This is a genomic window from Congregibacter sp. (assembly GCF_965662665.1).
In the GTDB taxonomy this organism is placed as follows: domain Bacteria; phylum Pseudomonadota; class Gammaproteobacteria; order Pseudomonadales; family Halieaceae; genus Congregibacter.
Map to the genome: position 1 here is coordinate 44,382 of NZ_CBFIIF010000012.1, position 18,852 is coordinate 63,233.

General features: G+C 54.6%; 13 protein-coding genes and 1 pseudogene. 3 read left to right on the top strand and 11 right to left on the bottom strand.

Features of this window, described 5'->3' with window-relative positions; translation table 11 throughout:
• Positions 1-26: 26 nt before the first annotated feature.
• From ACTG39_RS07115 to ACTG39_RS07140, 6 genes are all read right to left on the bottom strand, one after another.
• Entirely contained in the window at positions 27-893 is an 867-nt protein-coding gene (locus ACTG39_RS07115; protein ID WP_439106841.1) for a DUF2971 domain-containing protein, read from the bottom strand.
• Entirely contained in the window at positions 890-1,534 is a 645-nt protein-coding gene (locus ACTG39_RS07120) for a hypothetical protein (protein WP_439106842.1), read from the bottom strand. The genes ACTG39_RS07115 and ACTG39_RS07120 overlap by 4 nt, the downstream gene beginning before the upstream one ends.
• A gap of 31 nt (positions 1,535-1,565) precedes the next feature.
• Positions 1,566-2,474 (bottom strand): archaetidylserine decarboxylase, encoded by a 909-nt coding sequence (gene asd / locus ACTG39_RS07125; RefSeq protein WP_439106843.1) that lies wholly within the window; start codon positions 2,472-2,474, stop codon positions 1,566-1,568.
• An 8-nt stretch (positions 2,475-2,482) separates the two neighbouring features.
• Entirely contained in the window at positions 2,483-5,197 is a 2,715-nt protein-coding gene (locus ACTG39_RS07130) for a glycosyltransferase (RefSeq protein WP_439106844.1), read from the bottom strand.
• Complete coding sequence (locus ACTG39_RS07135; RefSeq protein ID WP_439106846.1) at positions 5,194-6,909, bottom strand: aminotransferase class III-fold pyridoxal phosphate-dependent enzyme; 1,716 nt, start codon at positions 6,907-6,909, stop codon at positions 5,194-5,196. Before ACTG39_RS07135 ends, ACTG39_RS07130 begins: the two co-directional genes overlap by 4 nt.
• A 138-nt stretch (positions 6,910-7,047) precedes the next feature.
• A complete protein-coding gene (locus ACTG39_RS07140) occupies positions 7,048-7,941 on the bottom strand; it encodes an alpha/beta fold hydrolase (RefSeq protein ID WP_439106847.1) in 894 nt (297 codons plus the stop codon).
• Between the two features lie 193 nt (positions 7,942-8,134).
• Here ACTG39_RS07140 and ACTG39_RS07145 point away from each other — a divergent pair, with 193 nt between their 5' ends.
• Positions 8,135-8,998: a lysophospholipid acyltransferase family protein gene (locus tag ACTG39_RS07145; RefSeq protein ID WP_439106848.1), complete on the top strand. Its 864-nt coding sequence runs from the start codon at positions 8,135-8,137 to the stop codon at positions 8,996-8,998.
• Positions 8,999-9,166: 168 nt separating this feature from the next.
• Complete coding sequence (locus ACTG39_RS07150; RefSeq protein ID WP_439106849.1) at positions 9,167-11,224, top strand: molybdopterin-containing oxidoreductase family protein; 2,058 nt, start codon at positions 9,167-9,169, stop codon at positions 11,222-11,224.
• A gap of 73 nt (positions 11,225-11,297) precedes the next feature.
• On the opposite strand, the gene ACTG39_RS07155 is transcribed toward ACTG39_RS07150, so the two are convergent.
• Complete coding sequence (locus ACTG39_RS07155) at positions 11,298-13,481, bottom strand: FdhF/YdeP family oxidoreductase (protein ID WP_439106850.1); 2,184 nt, start codon at positions 13,479-13,481, stop codon at positions 11,298-11,300.
• 244 nt (positions 13,482-13,725) lie between these two features.
• Here ACTG39_RS07155 and ACTG39_RS07160 point away from each other — a divergent pair, with 244 nt between their 5' ends.
• Positions 13,726-15,090, top strand: a complete 1,365-nt coding sequence (locus tag ACTG39_RS07160) for an aspartate aminotransferase family protein (RefSeq protein WP_439106851.1) — start codon at positions 13,726-13,728, stop codon at positions 15,088-15,090.
• Between the two features lies 1 nt (position 15,091).
• Here the strand turns inward: ACTG39_RS07160 and ACTG39_RS07165 are convergent, their stop codons facing one another.
• The 4 genes and pseudogenes from ACTG39_RS07165 to ACTG39_RS07180 form a co-directional block, all read right to left on the bottom strand.
• On the bottom strand, positions 15,092-15,805 hold the full coding sequence (locus tag ACTG39_RS07165; protein WP_439106852.1) for a DNA-3-methyladenine glycosylase I: 714 nt from the start codon (positions 15,803-15,805) through the stop codon (positions 15,092-15,094).
• A 12-nt stretch (positions 15,806-15,817) separates the two neighbouring features.
• Positions 15,818-16,309, bottom strand: coding sequence for a VOC family protein (locus ACTG39_RS07170; RefSeq protein ID WP_439106853.1), 492 nt, complete (start codon positions 16,307-16,309; stop codon positions 15,818-15,820).
• Positions 16,310-16,368: 59 nt separating this feature from the next.
• Positions 16,369-17,790 (bottom strand): annotated as a pseudogene (locus ACTG39_RS07175) (TonB-dependent receptor domain-containing protein); the annotation flags it as partial.
• 39 nt (positions 17,791-17,829) lie between these two features.
• Positions 17,830-18,789, bottom strand: a complete 960-nt coding sequence (locus ACTG39_RS07180; protein WP_439106854.1) for a TonB-dependent receptor — start codon at positions 18,787-18,789, stop codon at positions 17,830-17,832.
• Positions 18,790-18,852: the final 63 nt, after the last annotated feature.

An 18,852-nucleotide genomic window follows, 5' to 3' on the forward strand; every position in this document is an offset into this window, starting at 1 on the left:
GCGCTATTCCGAGTCCGGAAATCTGACTAACGCTTTCGATAGGGTATCTGGCAATAGCTGATACCCCGGCGGGGCTCGGCCTGCAACTTGGTTAGAAACAGTGCTACCGAATTTGTCGACAGATTAATGTTGGCAGACGGCCCGATAAAAACATGGTCCAGGTCGATACCCCCGGACTCACGGGCTGTGAGCTCAAAAAGGTAGTAAGGCACCAGCATGGCATCGCCTTCGCGAAAGTGCACGGGCATCCCACGAGTGGGCGTGATTAGTGGCGAAACGATGCGCCACTCCTGCTCCTCTTCAAAGGAGGGATGCTTTAACAGCGCGGCGATGCGCAGGAGATCGCCCTCTATCTCCTCAAATACCGGGGCCCAGCCATCATCACTCTCACTCTGCGGTCGCGCGGCCGCCAGCACCTCGACGCCATCAACAATCTGCTCGATAAGCGCGGCCTGAAACGCCGAATCATACTGACAGGCCGCCACCTGAAAAGCCTGACGCCTGGCACACTCATGCACGTGCTCGGGATTGAACCCCAGACTTACGCCTTTGCTGTGATTGCTATAGCCCCGCCACTGGCTCAACAGGTTACCGTTGACCCGAAAGGAAGCCCCAAAGAGCATCGGGCCGTTGGCGATCCGATGGGAAAGCCATTCAAGTAACTTATTGAGCAATACCGGGTCGTCGGCACCGCTGTTGATGCGCTCAGTGATATGTTTCTGCAGCAGGCTCAGCGTATGTCGAAGCTCCGCCGAATCGTTCATGTAACGAACATCACTGGCCCTCAGCGCACCACTCTCGACAATACCCATGAGGCCCGAGAGTGATGTGTAGTGATAAAGCGTTTTATCGGGCACCTGCGCAAACAGGCGCTGGGTAATAGCGTCAATCACATGCCTTTAGCAATACCGTGATCGTCATTCCCGGGAACCTCTGCATACCAGTCGGTCATGTCGTCGTACATTTCGCCCTTGATCAGATGCCAGGGTGAACGGTGATAGATCTTAATATCATGAAAAGGATCCGTGAGGATCTTGGTGGCCCAGACCAGACCCGACTGCACACCCATAAGAAAAAACAGATGCACGGTTCGGAATACTACGGCGCCCAAGCCGGTAAAGAGCCAGAGTATTGCCGTCGTGTAGAGGAGACCCTGTTCGACTTGCGCCGCATTAAGTAGGCCAAAGAAGCTCGGATTGACCAAGAGCACAACCGGCACCGCCACCCAGATGCTCAACAAGACCACCTTGCGGCGCAGGTTGTAACCCACCTTCACGCTCTCTTTGTACTCGTGGCTGACGTCGTTAACCTGATCAAAGTCTTTGGGTTCGAAGTAAAAGTGTCCAATTTGACGCAGGACCATCGCCAGAAGCCAGCCGACCATGACTGCCGCTACTGGATCAACAAAAATCAGGTAGTAGCTCGCCACAAAGCAGCTGGCACTCAGCAAGTGTAAAAACTGGTTCACTCGATTGTGATGATAGAAACGATGGTCGTCCCATCGCTGCTTATGTAATTCTTCTCTGAACTTCATGGTCTAGCCTCCGGTGTACCGATAAAAATAGTTAAGCTTCGACGAGAGTCTCGGCGGGTTCTTTCGATGTATGAGCGTTTTGTGCAACCCTGGAAAAGAGCGCCTCGCCCATGCGAATCTGTTTTCCCACCTGCAGCTCCTCGTTGAACATGTGGTCATTAGTAGCAAACACGATGATGGTCGAGCCGTGTTGAAAGAACCCCATCTCGTCTCCTTTGGCATAGCTGCTCGACTTAACCAGATGTTCGGAACTGGCTCCGCGGACATCCACTCCCTCCGGCAGACTGTGCAGGCGAATGCTCGCGACCAATATTGCCGCGACGGCGACCAAACAAACCCCACTCTTCGGATCGGCTAACTGCAGATCCAAAATCGCCCGTTCGTTCTTGCAGTAGAGGTTCTCGATGCGCCGCAAGGAAATGGGATTCACATTCCAGGTATCGCCCGAGAGATAGGTAACCCTGTCTACACGACAATCCAGCGGCGCGTGGAAGCGGTGATACATGCTGGACTTAAGTCTCAGTGTTACGAAGCGACCATTGCGATACTTGTCTTGCAAGTCCTGACAAGGAATCAGGTCCGCTAATTCGTAGGGAAACCCTTTGGCCTGATAGAGCGTCGTACCTTCAATTTGTCCAAACTCTCCCACAATCGCATCGCAAGGACTGATACTCACTGTAGGATCCACATCGATAGGTCTGACGCCAGGTTTCAACTGACGGGTAAAACACTCCCCCAGACTGAGAAAATCTGACTGGGTGGCCTCCTCTAACTTCAGATCATCAGCAAACAGTTGCCAAAGCTTGATAGAAACGCGAGTCAGCCAGCGGCTCTCGATACTGCTATACCAACCCATAAACCGTGTCGCCAGACGCCGGGGAATACGGTTAGTGAGCAGGAAGTTAAGTTGCTCCTGCTGACTCAGGCTGCGCAGCGCCATGGACATACTCAGGCGACGGAGCGATGTTCTATGAGACAAGCAGGCGCAGGAAGCCCCAGATCCTGTACAAAGCGACTCATGATGTCATCGGCGCTGTACTCTCCCGCCCGGGCTCGAGCGTTCCGACTCATCTGTGTGCGCTCATCCGGCCAGGAAAAGTAATCGATAACCGATCGAGCCATCGCGCTGGGGTCGTCTACCAGATAGCCGGATCTACCATGCTCAATAATGTCTCTCGGCCCTTTGCAGTCATAGGCCACGGCTGGCATGCCGTAGACGAAGGACTCAAGCAGCACGTTGCCAAAAGTGTCGAAGCGTGAGGGGAACACAAAGAGATCCAAGCCTGCATATAAACTGGCGAGGCGCCGCTTATCAACCCAGCCCAGGAAAAGCGCATCGGGTAGCGCCTCCTTGAGGGCCTGTTCGTCGGGTCCCGATCCTGCAATTACCAATCGCAAGTCGGGCAGGCGCTCCCGCGCTTCGGCCAGCATCTCCGGAAGATCAAACAATCCCTTCTCGCCACTTAAGCGGCAGGCCACAAACAACACCGGGGTATCCTCACTCGCGTCAGGGAATAGATCGTGTTTGGACACAGGGGTGATGTCAGCAATTGGCTCTGGCGCATGATGGGCAGTCATGAAGAGCTTCTCTGGCGCAAGCTGCATCTCTTGCCCAGCCAGCCAGTCTCTATGCTCGGTGTTTAGAACAAAGACGCCGTCAAACTGGTTGTAAAGAAGCCTTAAGAGTCGACGTACTCGGTCGCGCTCATGACGCGTCGCGTTAGTAGTGGACTTGATGTACTCAATCCAGTCGGTGTGCATAAAGAAGTGACAGGGCACATTGAATTTGAACTTAAGAAACAACGCCACCAAGACCATGGGCCCTTCGGTCGAACAGGCGACTCGGTCGTATCCACCCTCATAAAACTTTCGGGCGACCTCCATGAGGTCCGGTATTCTCAAACGCTGCTCCCCGGAATCGGGCAAGGTGAAGGACGCAAGGGGTCGGGTAACATGCAGATGCGGTTGCGCTTCGGCCGACTCGTGGCAAATGAGAAAGTCGATGGCGATATCGTGCTTTTGTATGTGTTGAAGCTTTCCGCCCAGAGAGTTAGACACCCCATTTTTGTCGAACAAGGTATCGGTCAGGTACAGAACACGATGATCGTGCTCATTGCTTCCGGTATGTGAGGCAAAGCTATTGAGAAAGTCGCGATTCTTGTAGAGCGCCCGGGTACTGGCGACGGAGGCGCCGGCAAGCACCAGGGAGATCATAAATGGGAACGCCACCTTATCGATAAGCTCCCGGACGTGCTTCTCACCCAGGCTGGGGTACGCTCCGCCACCGCCAAATATGAGCGCTGATAACTGGCTGGGTAGCTCAAATTTCCTGGTGAGCTCTTCCGTAGACAGGCTACTCATCAATCCGGTTTCACGGAGCAGATCGGAGCTCTGCACTTTTTCTAACATCAGGCGATTGAGCTCCGTAAAGAGCTCAGCAATGCACTCATTAACCGTCTTGGTGAAGGACTCTGGTGAACCGGAACGTGCCTCGGCGATGGTCTCGAGATGGCGGACACAGAATCGGTATTTCTTTGGAACCTTCCACTTCAACATCTTGTTGGGCTTCTTGCCCTGCAGCGCGTCGTGCACAAATTCAAAGAACTTTTTGCTGTGCTTATGTTTCTGCAGCTCGAGCAAAAGGTTGCTGATCGCAAAGCAGGCAAACTTATCGTAAGCCTCGCCACGGTGTAGCAGGATCCTTAACAAACCCGGGTCTTCAATTTTAGTTGCGACTTGCGCAAAAAAGTCGAGCAACGCGATGTTCAATTTCTGATTCTCGCCCACACTGCCGTAGGGAGAGACGCGGCCTTCACGAAGTGCTTCGAGCGCCAGATCTGACGCTTTCTCGCTTTTCAGCCGTTCTTGCAAATTCGGGATCATCAGCAGTGATCCACACTGCCCTGCGTAAAGGCCCATATGATCATCCGAACCACCAGTCAGCACCTTGGGTTTATCCGGGTCAACTCCAAACTCTTCAGGATTCAAACCGTGCTTGTTGGCATATTCCTTAACCTTTGCTGGAGTCAGACTTTGCAACCAGTTCAGGGTAAGTGTCGACTGCCACAAATCCCGTTGGCCATTGAGCACTTCAAAACGCTGAAACATCACCGCTAACTTCTCAAACAGAGCGATATCGAGTTTTTCGTTGGTGGTGTAAAAGTAAAGCGGATGCGGCAGAACCAGCGGGATGTTTTGCGCGGCGGCATAGCGTAGGAACTCAAAGATGTCTTCACGCTTTTCGTTGAGGATGTTTTCCTGTGCTCGAGAAAACCCGTAGGCTAAAACGTGACAGTAGAGGTCAAACTCCTCGAAGTGGCAGGTGAACTCACATCCCGTCAGAACGTCTTCACCCTTCTCCTGCAGATCCCAGCAAGATCGCGCATTATTGTGGTTTGTCACTGTCACAACGTCACTGCCATTGCGTCTGAGACACTTCACGAGGTCACTGGTCTTCAACCAGGTCTCTGGAAGACCAAGAATCCTCCCCCAAAGCTCGTCAGGCTTATCGCTGTTTTTGTCGTGACAATGAAGGTCGACGCGCAGACAGTTCGAGGAAGAAAACCGTTGCGCCTCTTTCTGTAAGAAGTCATCAAACTCCTGCGCCAAGGAGGCCCGAAACTCACCAGGACGCGGTGTTCGTGGAAACGCGGTTACAGTCATGAGCTCTCCTCCAGGCGGCTATCGCCGATGATTGAAGTAGTCGGTCGTTTACTCCGGAAAAGCGGGAAGCGGGCGCGCAGCATTTCCGAAATGAGCTGGCTTCGAATACTGGCATCGGTGAGAGTGTCGCTCTGCCACCACCAACCATCGTCCAGCATACGAAGACAAGCGCGCTCAAATCGCGACATGACCTCAGCGAAGTCCTCATCGCTGAAGTTAAAGCTCATAATCATCCGGCCGCTGCCAATCCAGCTTAACTCCAGCCCTTCGGCGCGGAGGTAAAACTGCAGCATCCAGTTGTAGCGGCTGGGCTTGCGGTACAGCACCGTGAGAATGCTGTGCATATTGGCTATCTCGACCGGAGCGCCAATGGCACTTAAACGCGCATTGAGTATTCCAACACGCTTGTTCCATAGCATCTCGCCCTCGGCATAAAGCGCCTGACAGTCAGGCTCTTCTATGCGCCGCAAAAAGCTGTTCATCGCAGCCATAACGTAGGGGTGGGAGTTAAAGGTGCCGCGGGCAAAGGAAATATTCGCTGGCTGCTTGTCGCGATAGCGCTTCATGAGCTTGTGCGTTCCGCAGAGAACACCCACGGGATAACCCCCGCCAAGGGTTTTCCCGTAAGTCACCATATCTGCCTGAATACCGAAGTACTCCTGGGCACCGCCGTAACCCAGACGAAAACCGAGGAATACCTCGTCAAAAATGAGAACGATGCTCTTTGCGGTGCAGACGTCTCTAATCTTGTGCAGCCAGTCCGTGTAGGCCTCTCGATCAAAATAGGCGGAGCGTTTACTGCCAAACAACGCAGCGTCACCCGCCGCGTTGGCGTTGGGACTCAAGGCTTGAAGGGGATTGATCAGCACGCAAGCGATGTCATTGCGCGTCTCCAGAACTCGAAGCGTGTTCTCACTGAGATCCGCAAGCGTGTAAACATCGCCCACCCCGCGATGAGTGCCTACGCCAGGCTGCACGCCGTCCCACCACCCATGATAAGCACCGCAGAGACGCACTAGATGAGAGCGACCCGTGTGGTAACGCGCCAGACCCACCGCCTGCATCACAGCCTCGGTGCCCGACATATGAAATGAGACTTCATCCAGACCTGAAACGCTCTTGATGCGCTCGACATTGTCTTTCACGATTGGGTGGTAAGGACCCAGTACAGGGCCCATGTCGCCAACAAGGCGCTGCGCGTCATCCATGCAGGCCTTGTAGAAGTCGTAGCCGAATACGTTGACACCGTAGGATCCCGTAAGGTCGTAGCGCCAGTTACCATCTATGTCACGTACCTGAACACCACTGCTCTCTTCGATGATTGAACCCTGCTTGAGTTCGTCGGGGAGTCCTTCACGAAAAGGAAAGGGAACACGGTAAGCAGCGGTGAAATTTACGTCAGATACGCTGTCCTGCAGGGAAGAAGAGTACGCCAGAGACTGCGGCTGCGAAGCCAGAACGTTACGTCGCAGACCTTGCATCGCCTTTCGACGGGCTAGGTCTATTTCAGACGGTGCGCCATCTGCACAGAAATAGTTCTCATCACCAAAGCTGTAATAGGGAACGAGCCGGGCAAGCCTGCGCGACCATTTGGCATGCCCGCGCACAGAGGCGTGTTTGGCGCGAGAGAGGCGCAGGCGAACAAATGTTTTGTGGGCAAGGAAACCGCTGACGACAGCCAGCAAAGCGTAGGACGTTAAGCCATCGGGCATGAGTTACCTTGCGCCGTGATGTTCCGACCGGACCATCACCAATGGGTTTCAGCGAAACTAGTAGGTAGTCGTTACGAAAAGATTAAGGTTTTGCGAAGCTTTTATTGCAGCGCCAGAGCAAGGTCTATATCAATCTGGCTAATGCCCGGTGTGATGATCGAGCCAGTCCACAAGCAGTGCGTTAACAAACTCCGGCCGCTCCCGGTGTGGGAAATGACCGGCATCAGGGACTTCTACAACTTTGAGACCCTTGGGGAAGTCGTCCTCACGCATCATGGCTGTAAAGACGTCAGCGGCTATGCAGCCTTCGTTTTTGCCAGTAATACCCAGCGTGGGCACATTGATAGGCCACGCTTCTTCTGCATCATAGGAGCCGCGCCATGGCAGTGAATCAAGACCGACTGCCGCACGGTAGTATCCCAATGCACTCTCAACGACATTGGCTCTTCGGAAGGTTTGCACCACGCGCTCAAAGTCTTGCTCTTCAAAATCCCAGCCGGGACTCCAGGTCCGCCAAAGCCAGCGCAGGAACGCAAAATCTTTACGCTTCACGGCAAACTCAGCTAGAGCCGGTGTCTGAAAGAAAAGGATATACCAGGACATCCTGAGCTGTTTCGGATACTTGTGAATCTCTGCCAAAAAACGACCTGCATGGGGGACAGACATTGTCGTTAAACTCAAAATTCGCTCGGGCACCGCCATGGCTGCGGCGTACGCAATCGATGCACCCCAGTCATGCCCGATGATGTGCGCCGACTGGCACTCCAATTCATCCATCCACGCCACCACATCACCGGCCAAGGCCGCAGAAGAGTAGTCATCGTCTTCCGGTTGGGATTCAGGCTCGTATCCTCTGGTAGCAACAGCTATCGCGCGATAACCCGCATCTGCAAGCACAGCTATCTGTTCACTCCAGGTTTCCAGCGTGTCGGGGAACCCGTGCAGTAGCAGAACTACCGGTCCAGAACCCTGCTCGATAGCGCTAAACTTCAGCGCTCCATTACACAAAGTGATCGCTTTTTGACTCGTCACCGCTTCCCACTGTCTACTCAAGTATGTAGGACATGATCGTACAGAAAAGCAAAAGGCCTCACAAAAGCTAACCAGGGGCTCTGAGACCTATACGATACAGTTCCCCGTATTTGCGCCGTGGCAAACTGTCATAAATACGTAGTAATTCAGTCATACCCTGCACGCTTTGAGGCCTCATCGTGTGCACTTCATCATGTACGACTACGTCCGAGAGTACCCATCAATATCCTATGTGCAGCCTTCTGATCCGTGGCTGACCCGACGTTGTATTGCGTCGCTGGAAGTTTTGCTGGGGCGACGCCGCATAGAAGCGATCTATCACGACTTAAAACGCGGCACTTTTGATATTTCGACTTTTTTCCGTCAGGCCCTTGATGCGATCGATGTCCATGTAGATCTGGATATCGCTCGCCTGAACAGCGTGCCACGCAGCGGCCCCCTCGTAATCCTGGCCAACCATCCCTTTGGCATCGTAGACGGTCTGATCCTTTGTGATATTGCTGCACAGCTGCGCTCAGACTTTAGAATCATGCTCAATGCCATGCTCTGCCAGGACTCAGATCTTGCTCCGCGCTTTTTGCCCATCGACTTCCAGAACAACAAAGCCGCGCTGCAGAACAACATCCGATCAAAGAAGCTTGCGCTGGATTCCTTACGCGAAGATATCCCCCTGCTTATCTTCCCTTCAGGAATGGTCTCAACTGCCAACAAGTTTGGCTTCGGTCAGACCCACGATGGCCCCTGGACCACCTTCGCTGCAAAACTCATCCAGCAAAGTCAGGCCACAGTGCTGCCGGTTTACTTTCATGGTCGTAACAGTCGGAAGTTTCACGTAGCGAGCCACGTTGCGGAGCCCCTGCGCATGGCTATGCTGATGCGCGAAGCATTAAAAAAATGTGGAGACACGGTTCGCGTTGATCTAGGTGAAGCGCTCAGCTGGAACTATCTTGCGCAATATGGCTCGCGACAGTCACTCACTGACTTTCTCTATGCCCACGTCAATCAAGAGTTACCCCTCCAGGCTTCTCAGGCCAAGGTCTCACTAGCAATGCAGTGATAGTGTGCTGTCCCCGCAGATACCGCTTGCTTCTGCGACCCTCTACTCAGCCCTCACTCAACGCAATACCTATTGTCAGAGGTCCCAATCGCTGGGGTATGATCGGCTGCATCTTTTAGCGACTGCGCGATGCCTTACCGCGGCAGCGCTGTTTCGAGGAGCACGCTTATGAACCACTATCAGTCCCCACAGTCCTCTGATTCAAAGCCTCAGCGACAAACACAGCAAACCGTTTGCCCCCTGGACTGCGCAGACACCTGTAGCCTGGAGGTATCTACCGAAGGCGACACGCTCACTGCGGTACGTGGCGGAAAAGCGAATCCTTTCACTCGCGGCAAGATTTGCGCCAAAGTCGTGAACTCATTCCCTGGCCAGGTGCATGGTGATTTGCGCATTCGCACACCGTTGCTCAGACGCGCCAGCTTGGGGGGTAGCGACTTTCAGCCCATTAGCTGGGACCAGGCCCTGGACACCATCTTTGAGCGATTCACAGAGATACAGCAGCGCTGGGGCAGCGAAGCTATCGCGCCGCTGTACTACGGCGGCCCCATGGGAGTCCTTGCCGGCGGCAGTATGGATAGGCGATTTTTTAATCGGCTGGGTTCAAGCAAGATCAACGCCTCAACCTTGTGTGCAGGTACGTCCAGTTCAGCCTGGGAGACAGTGTTTGGCGATGCGGGTGGCATAGACGTCGAAGAACTCGCAGACGCTCAGCTAATCATTGTGTGGGGAAACAACATCACCACCTGCAACCTGCACCTCACAACGATTATTCGCGACGCGCAGAGGCGCGGCGCAAAGCTCGTGGTCATTGATCCCAAACGCATACGAATAGCGCGTGATGCAGATTTACATATCCCATTACTCCCGGGCTCCGACGTTGCGCTCGCCTATGCGGTCACGGCGTTGCTGGACGCCAGTGGCGATCTGGACGAAACCTTTATTCGTGATCACACCCACGGCGCTGAGCAGTTTCGAAGGGCTGCAAAGGAGTTCGGCCTGGAAAGAGCGTCTAGTCTTTGCGGTCTCGAATCAGCACAGATAGAGGATCTGGCTGATCTGTTTCGCCAACACCGACCTGCCGCTATGAGCATTGGCGTAGCGCCCGAACGCAATCGCAATGGCAGCGCCGGCATCCGAGCTGCTTTCTCTCTCATGGCGCTTACAGGAAACATCGGACCCAAAGGCGCGGGTATCTGTGATGTTTCGCGGTTCTTTCCTATGGACAAAGAGCGACTTGCCAGGCCTGATTTAGCGCCTGAGGGCCTTCGCGAAATTAACGTTCTGGATATTCCACGCTACGTGCTGGAGCCGGGAGACGAGACACCGATCAAGGGGCTGTTTATCTACAACCACAATCCCGTCGCTGTGCATCCCCAGCAAGAGCGCATGCGCCAGGCACTGCTTAGTGACGAGGTGTTTGTGGTGGGCAGTGACGTGAGTATGACCGACTCTATGGCCTGCGCCGACCTGGTGCTGCCGGCCAGCACGCACTTCGAATATGGTGATGTGTACAAAGCCTATGGACACCGCTACCTCCAACGATCCCGTGCGGTGATCCCCGCTCAAGGTGAGTCCCTGAGTAACATGGAACTGTTTCGCCGTCTTGGACAGCGCTTTGGATTTAATGAATCCGCATTCAGCGATTCCGATGATGCGCTCGTGGAGCAGGCCTTTGCCTCTGTGAATGACGCTATTCCCGAGTTAGCTGATGGTAAGGCGCTGGACATGACGCCCTATGCCGATCCGGCGATGCTGCGCGGCGGTAGCGTCACTACACCCAGCGGTCGAATAGAACTGTTCAGCGAAACTATGGAGCAGCAATGCGGCCAGGGAGTGCCGCGCTATCTGGAGTCGCCAGACAAGCGGGATTTTGTTCTGGTGACACCCGCATCGGAGCTTCGCACCAACTCAACCTTTGGTGGTCTTGAGGAACAGAAACGTGACCTGGTGTGCGAGTTACATCGCAGCGATGCAAAAACTCACGGCATCGAAACCGGCGCGATGGTTGAACTCTATAACGACCGCGCAAAAGTGCATCTTCCGGCGCTCGTCAGTGACGATGTTCGCCCCGGCACTCTGTATGTTCCAAAAGGTGCCTGGATCGTTGACTCCCCCACGGGCTGCACCGTCAATGCATTGCTGCCCGGACATCAGGAGTCCGCCATTGGCGGGGCCTGCTACTACGACTGCGGTGTGGACATTCGCCTGGCATCATCGGAGTAGGCTGCGCTGATAGGACGCCACCGAGAGCTCTGATCAGGAAGGCACGTCAACAACGTGCCGATATCGGCATTTTTTATGCGGTCACACTGCGGCGCAGCTTAACGGGAATAGACTTAAATCGTGGCGTTTGACTCCGAGGGTCTCGCTCTCGGTCCGTAAGCACATTAGCCTCGGGATAGTAGGCCAGCAGACTTCCCATTGGCAGATTGAAGGGCTGGGCACTAAGGCCGAGCATTTCGCCGTGGGCCGAGAGCACATCCACTCGATCTCCAGCAGATAGCTTCAATGCGGCAAGATCGTCCGGGGATACCAGCACCGACCGGCGATCAGCGCCGTAGCGATAGCTGTCCGTCTCTTCATAGATGATGCTGTTGAACTGTCCCTCGCTGCGAACAGATGCGAGGAGAAAGGGATAGCTATCCGCTACTTCATTTACCGTCGGCAGTGCGTGAACGCGAAACTGCGCTTTTGCAGTGGGTGTATGAAACACAGGTTCGTGCATCAATCGATCCCTAACATGGAACTCTTTTTTGGCGACTCCAATATCTTTGAGCGCCTCCATGCCGGGCACTGTTCGGGCGATCACCTGGCGAACGTTCTCATGACTCGCAAAGCGTTCAAAGTCCACCACCGAGCTAGGTATCAAACGCTGTCCTAGCTCGGACAGTATCCTAACCTCCGAATGCACCTCTGGAAGGCGATGAATACCTCCATCACTCAAGCGTACAAAGTTGAACATCGATTCCTGTGTTGTGGACTGCTCCTCTTCATCGCGCGCCGCCACAGGCAATATCAACAAATCGCCCGCAACACCGTGCAAGTGCCCTTGATTCAAAGTCGTCGTTAAGTGAATACGCAGGCCGATGCGATCCATCGCCTGCGCCGCCCATGCTGAATCTGGGGTCGCAGCGTATAGATTGCCGCCCACCACGCAGGCCACATCGATATCGCCTTGGTCTGCTGCTTCCAGCGCGGCAAGAGTATCGAAGCCCGGAGTATCCGGCAGACTTACGCCCAGCTCACGCTCGATATTGTCGAAGACATCCTCCGCCAACACCGGCTTTACACCGATAGTGCCAATACCCTGCACATTGCTGTGACCACGCAGCGGCAGCAGTCCGGCAAAGCGCCTACCCATCATCCCTCTGAGGAGCGCGAGATTCGCGATGTACTCCACATTCTCGCTACCAAAGCGGTGATGGGTCATGCCCATGCCCCAGGCGAAAACCGCGTTACTGCTGCGTGCATACACGGTGGCCACGCGCTCGAGTTCCAGCCGGCTCAGTCCGGACTCCGTACTAATTTCATCCCAGGTCGTGGCCGCAAGATCGTCGCGGAATTCGGCCCAGCCCTGGCAATGGTCATCAATGAAGGGGGTGTTCTGCGCCTCTAAGGCAAGCACCGCCTTGGCAAGACCTTTAAGCGCCGCCAGGTCGCCACCAATCCTGGGCTGCAAGTACTGTGAGGCTATCTCCGTACCGCCGCTGATCATGGAGCGCGCGCTTTTAGGCGCAGCAAAGCGAACCAGGCCAGGTTCCTTGGCGGGATTCACGACAATGACTTCCCCGCCCCGCTCTCGACAGGCGATGAGCTTGTGAACAAAGCGCGGATGGTTAGACGCCGGGTTAGCACCGAAAACGAAGATCAGGTCGCATCCATTTAAATCGTCAAGCTCTACCGTCGATGTGCCCGTGCCTATGGTTGAACCCAGGCCGACACTGGTCGCCTGATGACAATAAAAAGAACAGTTATTGACGTTGTTCGTGCCCCATAACCGAGCCAGCAGCTGCAGCACGAAGCCCGACTCATTGGATGAGCGGCCCGACGAGTAAAAAAAAGCCCGATGAGGATCCGTATCGGCCATGCGCGCGCTGGCAATATCCATGGCCGCATCCCAGGACAGTTCTTCAAAGTGGCTGGCACCGGCGGGCTTGTAAACGGGACGCCCCAAACGTCCTGCGTGCTCAAGTTCCTTCGCCGTCAACTCACGTATTTCGTCCAGGGAATGAGAAAAAAACTGGGAGGGAATCGCCGTTTGCACATCCGTCGATTGCGCCTGCACGCTTTTGTTGCATACCGAGGGGAACTCCCCGGCCTCATTGGTCATGCCGCCAAGCTGCCCTCCCATACCCAGCCCGCAGGCTTTACAGGCGTTTTTGGCACGCAAAGCCTTGGCTGAATTGGCAAGCCCCATACGCCTGACGGTGTTCAGCGTATAAAGAACCTTCTTTGCTCCGCCGCCAACTATCTCACTCATCGTTTTCCCGACCTGCCAACTTTGGCACTGACAGCACCAGAAATACCTAAGCCACAGTGGCTCAGGGCGTGTTCCTCAGCTATGCTCAAAAATCGTTCTATGACATCCCCCTGAAGGGTGATTTCACTCGTCGCAAGTAGAGACGATAGTAAACAAAGACTGTAGGAAGTACACAGTCTTCGACATCTTAGTTTTCGGTAGTAGATATCCGTCGGAGTTCTCTATTCGACGCGGGAGTTAGCACATGACAAGCATCGAAAAACCCCTGGAACATTCGGCATCCGGCCTCACGGATACCATCACCACCGCCGGCCTTGATGCACACTGGATGGCCTACTCCGGCAATCGTCAGTTTAAAAAGGACCCGCGCATTATCGTGGGTGCAGATGGAATCTATTACATCGACGACAAAGGTCGGAGGATCATGGATGGCCTATCTGGTCTGTGGACCTCGGGCCTTGGCCACAACCGCCCGGAGATTGCCGACGCGGTAAACCAGCAATTGCGAACGCTGGATTACTCCCCTGCTTTCCAGTTTGCGCAGCCCAAATCTTTTCAACTTGCCGAGCGCCTCCGTAAGCTCATGCCCGAGGATCTGGATTACGTGTTTTTTACCGGCTCGGGTTCGGAGTCTGCAGATACCTCTCTAAAAATGGCCCGGGCTTACTGGCGCCTGAAAGGCCAGCCCAGCAAAACGCGGCTCATCGGGCGTATCAAGGGGTACCACGGCGTAAACTTTGGTGGAATATCCGTAGGCGGCATCGCAGCGAATCGCAAGATGTTTGGCCAGGGGATAGAAGCAGATCACCTTTCACACACAATGATTCCCGAGAATCAGTTCCAGCGGGGCATGCCTGAACACGGCGCCCATCTGGCAAACCAGCTCCTGGAAATGATCGCCTTGCACGACGCCAGCAACATAGCTGCCGTGATCGTAGAACCCATGGCAGGTTCTGCCGGCGTTCTACCCCCGCCCGTGGGCTACCTAAAGCGCTTGCGGGAAATCTGCACCGAACACAATATTTTGCTGATCTTTGATGAGGTGATCACCGCCTTTGGTCGCTGCGGAGCAATGACGGGCGCCGACGCTTTTGGCGTTGTGCCGGATATTTTGAATACGGCCAAGCAGATTACCAATGGCGCCATCCCCATGGGCGCGGTCGTCGCCCGAAAGGAAATCTACGATACCTTCATGAATCAAGACACGCCCGAGCACCTGCTTGAGTTCTTCCATGGCTACACCTACTCGGCGCACCCTGTGGCCTGCGCTGCAGCACTCGCAACACTGGACGTGCTGGAGCAAGAGGCGCTGCCACAACGAGTAGCCGAAAAAGCTCCTGTTCTCGAAGCGGCAATCCATGCGCTCCACGGAGTACCTGGCATCAGCGATATCCGGAACTATGGTTTTGCGGCTGCGATCACTCTGGAGCCGAAAAATGGTGATCCGACACTGCGACCCTTTGAAGTGGGTATGCGCATGTGGGAGAAAGGTTTCTACGTTCGCTACGGCGGCGACACGATTCAGCTTGGCTTGCCATTTGTTATTCAGGATCAAGAAATAGAGCAGCTCTGCACTGCTCTTGGTGATGCAGTCCGGGAAACAGCCTAGCCTATTGCTGCATCCCCACGTGGTTTTGCCCGTAGCTAAAAGAGACGATGCGACTGAGTGCCGACAGGGAGCGACCGGATTGGGATTGCAGTTCGTTGAAAAAATCCTGCGTGGCCTGGAGAGACTTTTTGCTGGTCAGCCCGCCGTCTATAACACCGCGGTTGCGCAAAAAGCCTTCGACATCCTGCGTCAGCAAAAAGCTGTCCACGCCTAAAGTTCGCAGAGCATAGGGCCCTGTGTTCCCCCCCAGGCGATGGCCATGTTTTTTTAGATAGAGCCACAGGCCGATCACATCCTCAGTCGGCCAGTCAGCAATAAAGCGACCAAAGCTCTTGCCTTCGCGACGTTCGGTCTCGGCAATCATCGCCGCATTCTCACGCACAGTTTTCACTTTGGTGTAGTTGCGGATAATCGCCGGATCCTTGGCTTTTCGCTCGAGCATGTCATCGGGCATCATCAGCAGGCGTTCGATATCAAAACCCCAAAATACCTCTTCGAAGTTATCCCACTTCTGGTTCACTACGCGCCAGACAAATCCCGACTGAAATATCTTGCGAGTAAACTCGGCGAGATATCGATCACTGGATAAGCTGCGTAACTTCGCTTTACTGAGGGGCTTGGGAAGTAAAGCATCCACCGCCGCCGGGCCGCCCTTGCGCTCACAGGCAAGCCCGTAGATGACTTCAAAGCTGAGGGGGTTTAGCTGCTTAGGCATAAGAGCAAACGCTTACAGGAACTCGCCCCATCGCTCCAGATACACCTGCAACAACTCGATTCGTGTACCGTCCGGATCGACACAGGTAGCGACATCCGCCAGCCGTTCATGGCATTGCTGAGGTGGCGACAAAAACTCCACGCCAGCGTCCACCAGAGACTGATAGTCAGACGCTAAATCCTCGGATATCAGACAGATACGCACCACACCCAGGTCTTTGTTCTCGAGGGGATCGCGCTGATCAAGTCCACCAAACTCCGTAAGATCAAGCTTTGGAAATCCATCGTCTATCTGCATGATGCAGGCACGACCCTTGGGGCTGCCGCTCACGCCGAGGGCAAGTGCACTGCCTTCATCGAGCGTGTTTTGCTGCTGAGAGTTTAAATTGAGGTAGGGAATGGTCGGCAAGAATGTCTCAAAGCCGAGCTTCTGATAAAACGCGATGGACGCATCGAGATCACTCACGTTGATGTTGATGTGTCCCCAGGAAAACTTGCTAGCCATAGTTAACTTTCTCCGTGAAAAAATCGGCTCGGACCCGAAAGTCCGAGCCGCATTATCACCTAAACGTTAAACAATGCCTCTATCCCGTAGGTTCGCGGATCCGCTATGCGGGCATAGGGTGTTCCAAAGGACGCGGCGGTGATCTGGCTGATGCCATTGAGGGATTTTTCGTCGAGGAGGTTACGACCCCAGAGCGCAATTTCCCAGCTCGCTTCGGAGTTAGTCCAGGCAACACGAGCATTAACCAGCGTAGTGTCGTCGGTGTAACCCTCAACTGACTCAAAGGCGGGATTGTAGTTGGGATCCTCAGGTGAGCGAGTGTTCTCCCGGAAGATGTACTCCCCCCGAACCAGCAACTCGCCGGTGGCAAATTGGGGCCGCCAGTCCAGGGTCATCGTGTAATCGTTCGCTGCATCATTTGATTCGTCAAAACGAGTAAGTTCCCCGTTAGCGTCATAAAACTCGCCGGAGGTCGTGTCCTCGGTTCTCCAGGTGGTGAGACCCGTGAGCAACAGATTCTCCGCTATCAGCCAGCTGGCATTAACCTCAAAGCCCTGCACGCCGGTGTCCACGTTAATTACCGTAGGAATGGCGTTGCCTTGTCCCGGAGGACGGGTCTCAACCGAGCGCTGACGACCGTCAACATTAAGTTCGAACAGCGCGAGCTGTAACCGCAATCGTCCTGAGAACAAGTCGCCTTTCAGGCCGAGCTCGATTTGATCGGACTCTTCCGGCGCCAGCGGCTGCTGCGATGACTCAATACCTAAAGAGTCAAAGCCACCCGCCTTGTATCCCGTGGAGTAAGAGGCATAGGTAATCAGCTCGTCACTCAGCTGATAAGACGCGACTAGGCGCCCCGTAGTCTTACTCCAGGAGTCGCTGGCTTCAAGGGGTGTTGTGGCAGCAGACTCAAACTCACCAGTAGCCCCGGTAAAGATCTGGTTGCTGACGCCCGGGCGCAGCGACGCAAAGCTAGTGACTGGAATCAGCCAGCTGAAGTCTTTGTTGTCTTCGCTGTAGCGCAGACCCGCTGTCAGCGATAGCTGCTGGGTTAAGGCGTACTCCACATCCGCGTACACGCCATAGTTCTCAAACTCGCCCTCGTTGATGATGGCTTCGTTCCAGACTGTGCCCGCAAAGGACGGGCCAAAGATAATCGGTGCACCAAAAGCACCCGACACCACGTCGTAGTACAGATCGCCCGTGTCGACGACTTCTTCTGGGGTCGCCGGAATACCAAGAGCATTTAGAAGAAATGCAAACTCATTGGGGTTCCAGATGTGATCGAAGGGTGTTCCGAGAGTGGCGTTGAGGTCCTGAGTCACCAAACGCGTGATGTAATCCGCTAGCGCGTTCGAGTCCGTGCGCTGAAAAGTGTCTTCCAGGCTGTAGGTCGCACCGAACACCGCGGCGACACGCTCGGTGTTGTAGTTAAACTGCAACTCACCGTAAAAGATGTCCGAGTCTTCGATGTTGTTAGTGTCGAAGTAACGCGTCGCATCAGCTGTGCCATCTTCCTCTTAACGGTTGGTCGTCTCAAACTGGCGATAGCTCGCAATAGCCGTCATGGACCACTCGTCGTTGAAGTCCTGAAACATCTTGCCGGTAACGCCGACCATATCGCGGGTCTCTTCACCCTCGATGACGTCGTTCTCGAAGTTACCGCTGTAAGGATCGGTATTCAGCGCGTAGGGGCTCAGACCCAGTGCCATGGGAGGCGCCTGATCAAAGTGATCAACGTCTATTGCCAGCTGGAACGCGGTTTGATCCGAAGGCTCCCAGCGCGCGGCGACGCGTGCTGCCCAGTTACCCTTCTCACCCGCGTCAAAACTTGCAGGGCCTTGATTGTCTGATATGCCATCTCGCTGGTTGAAAATGGCATTGGCGCGAACTGCGAAAGTATCACTCACCGGCACGTTCACCATGCCTTCCACTCGAGCAAGGTTGTAGTTGCCTGCACGGACGCGAGCAAAACCCTCGGTTTCAAAAGACGGTGCGTTGGGCACCAGGCTTACGACACCCGCCGCAGCGTTACGGCCGAACAGGGTTCCCTGGGGACCTTTGAGCACTTCAACGCGCTCCATGTCAGCAAAGGCGACCGTTGTGGCAGCGCGTGGCAAATAAACGCCGTCATAGAAAGTTGCAACGGATGGATCACCACCCGTTGAAATGTTCGGACTTGAGATACCCCGAACGGAATAGCCTGTTTGCGTAAAGGTATCGTCGCCGGCATCAAAGCCAACGATAAAGTCGTCGATATCCTGAAGTGTCAGTGCGCCAGTCTTAACGATGTCGCGCGCACTAAACGTTCCGATGGCAATAGGTACATCGATAGCCTTCTGTTCGCGCTTTTGCGCGGTAACAACGACTTCCTCCAAAAGCCCTCCCCCGAGAAGGCTGTTGCTCTCCTGCGCCAGACTGCTTGCCGCAGCCACAGCAAGCGGCAATACCGCTAAATGGCGGTACTTTAAACCGGTCATGATCTCTCCCTTAAAGCGCTTTGCGCTATTTCTTTTTGATGGCTGGTCGATATCTATCGATCG

Bases quoted from the DNA above. Each gene is read 5' to 3' on its own strand.
- ACTG39_RS07120 (WP_439106842.1), bottom strand. From the start codon at position 1,534: ATGAAGTTCAGAGAAGAATTACATAAGCAGCGATGGGACGACCATCGT.
- ACTG39_RS07135 (WP_439106846.1), bottom strand. From the start codon at position 6,909: ATGCCCGATGGCTTAACGTCCTACGCTTTGCTGGCTGTCGTCAGCGGT.
- ACTG39_RS07150 (WP_439106849.1), top strand. From the start codon at position 9,167: ATGAACCACTATCAGTCCCCACAGTCCTCTGATTCAAAGCCTCAGCGA.
- ACTG39_RS07160 (WP_439106851.1), top strand. From the start codon at position 13,726: ATGACAAGCATCGAAAAACCCCTGGAACATTCGGCATCCGGCCTCACG.
- ACTG39_RS07180 (WP_439106854.1), bottom strand. From the start codon at position 18,789: ATGACCGGTTTAAAGTACCGCCATTTAGCGGTATTGCCGCTTGCTGTG.
- ACTG39_RS07170 (WP_439106853.1), bottom strand. From the start codon at position 16,309: ATGGCTAGCAAGTTTTCCTGGGGACACATCAACATCAACGTGAGTGAT.
- ACTG39_RS07165 (WP_439106852.1), bottom strand. From the start codon at position 15,805: ATGCCTAAGCAGCTAAACCCCCTCAGCTTTGAAGTCATCTACGGGCTT.
- ACTG39_RS07130 (WP_439106844.1), bottom strand. From the start codon at position 5,197: ATGACTGTAACCGCGTTTCCACGAACACCGCGTCCTGGTGAGTTTCGG.
- asd (WP_439106843.1), bottom strand. From the start codon at position 2,474: ATGGCGCTGCGCAGCCTGAGTCAGCAGGAGCAACTTAACTTCCTGCTC.
- ACTG39_RS07145 (WP_439106848.1), top strand. From the start codon at position 8,135: ATGTACGACTACGTCCGAGAGTACCCATCAATATCCTATGTGCAGCCT.
- ACTG39_RS07155 (WP_439106850.1), bottom strand. From the start codon at position 13,481: ATGAGTGAGATAGTTGGCGGCGGAGCAAAGAAGGTTCTTTATACGCTG.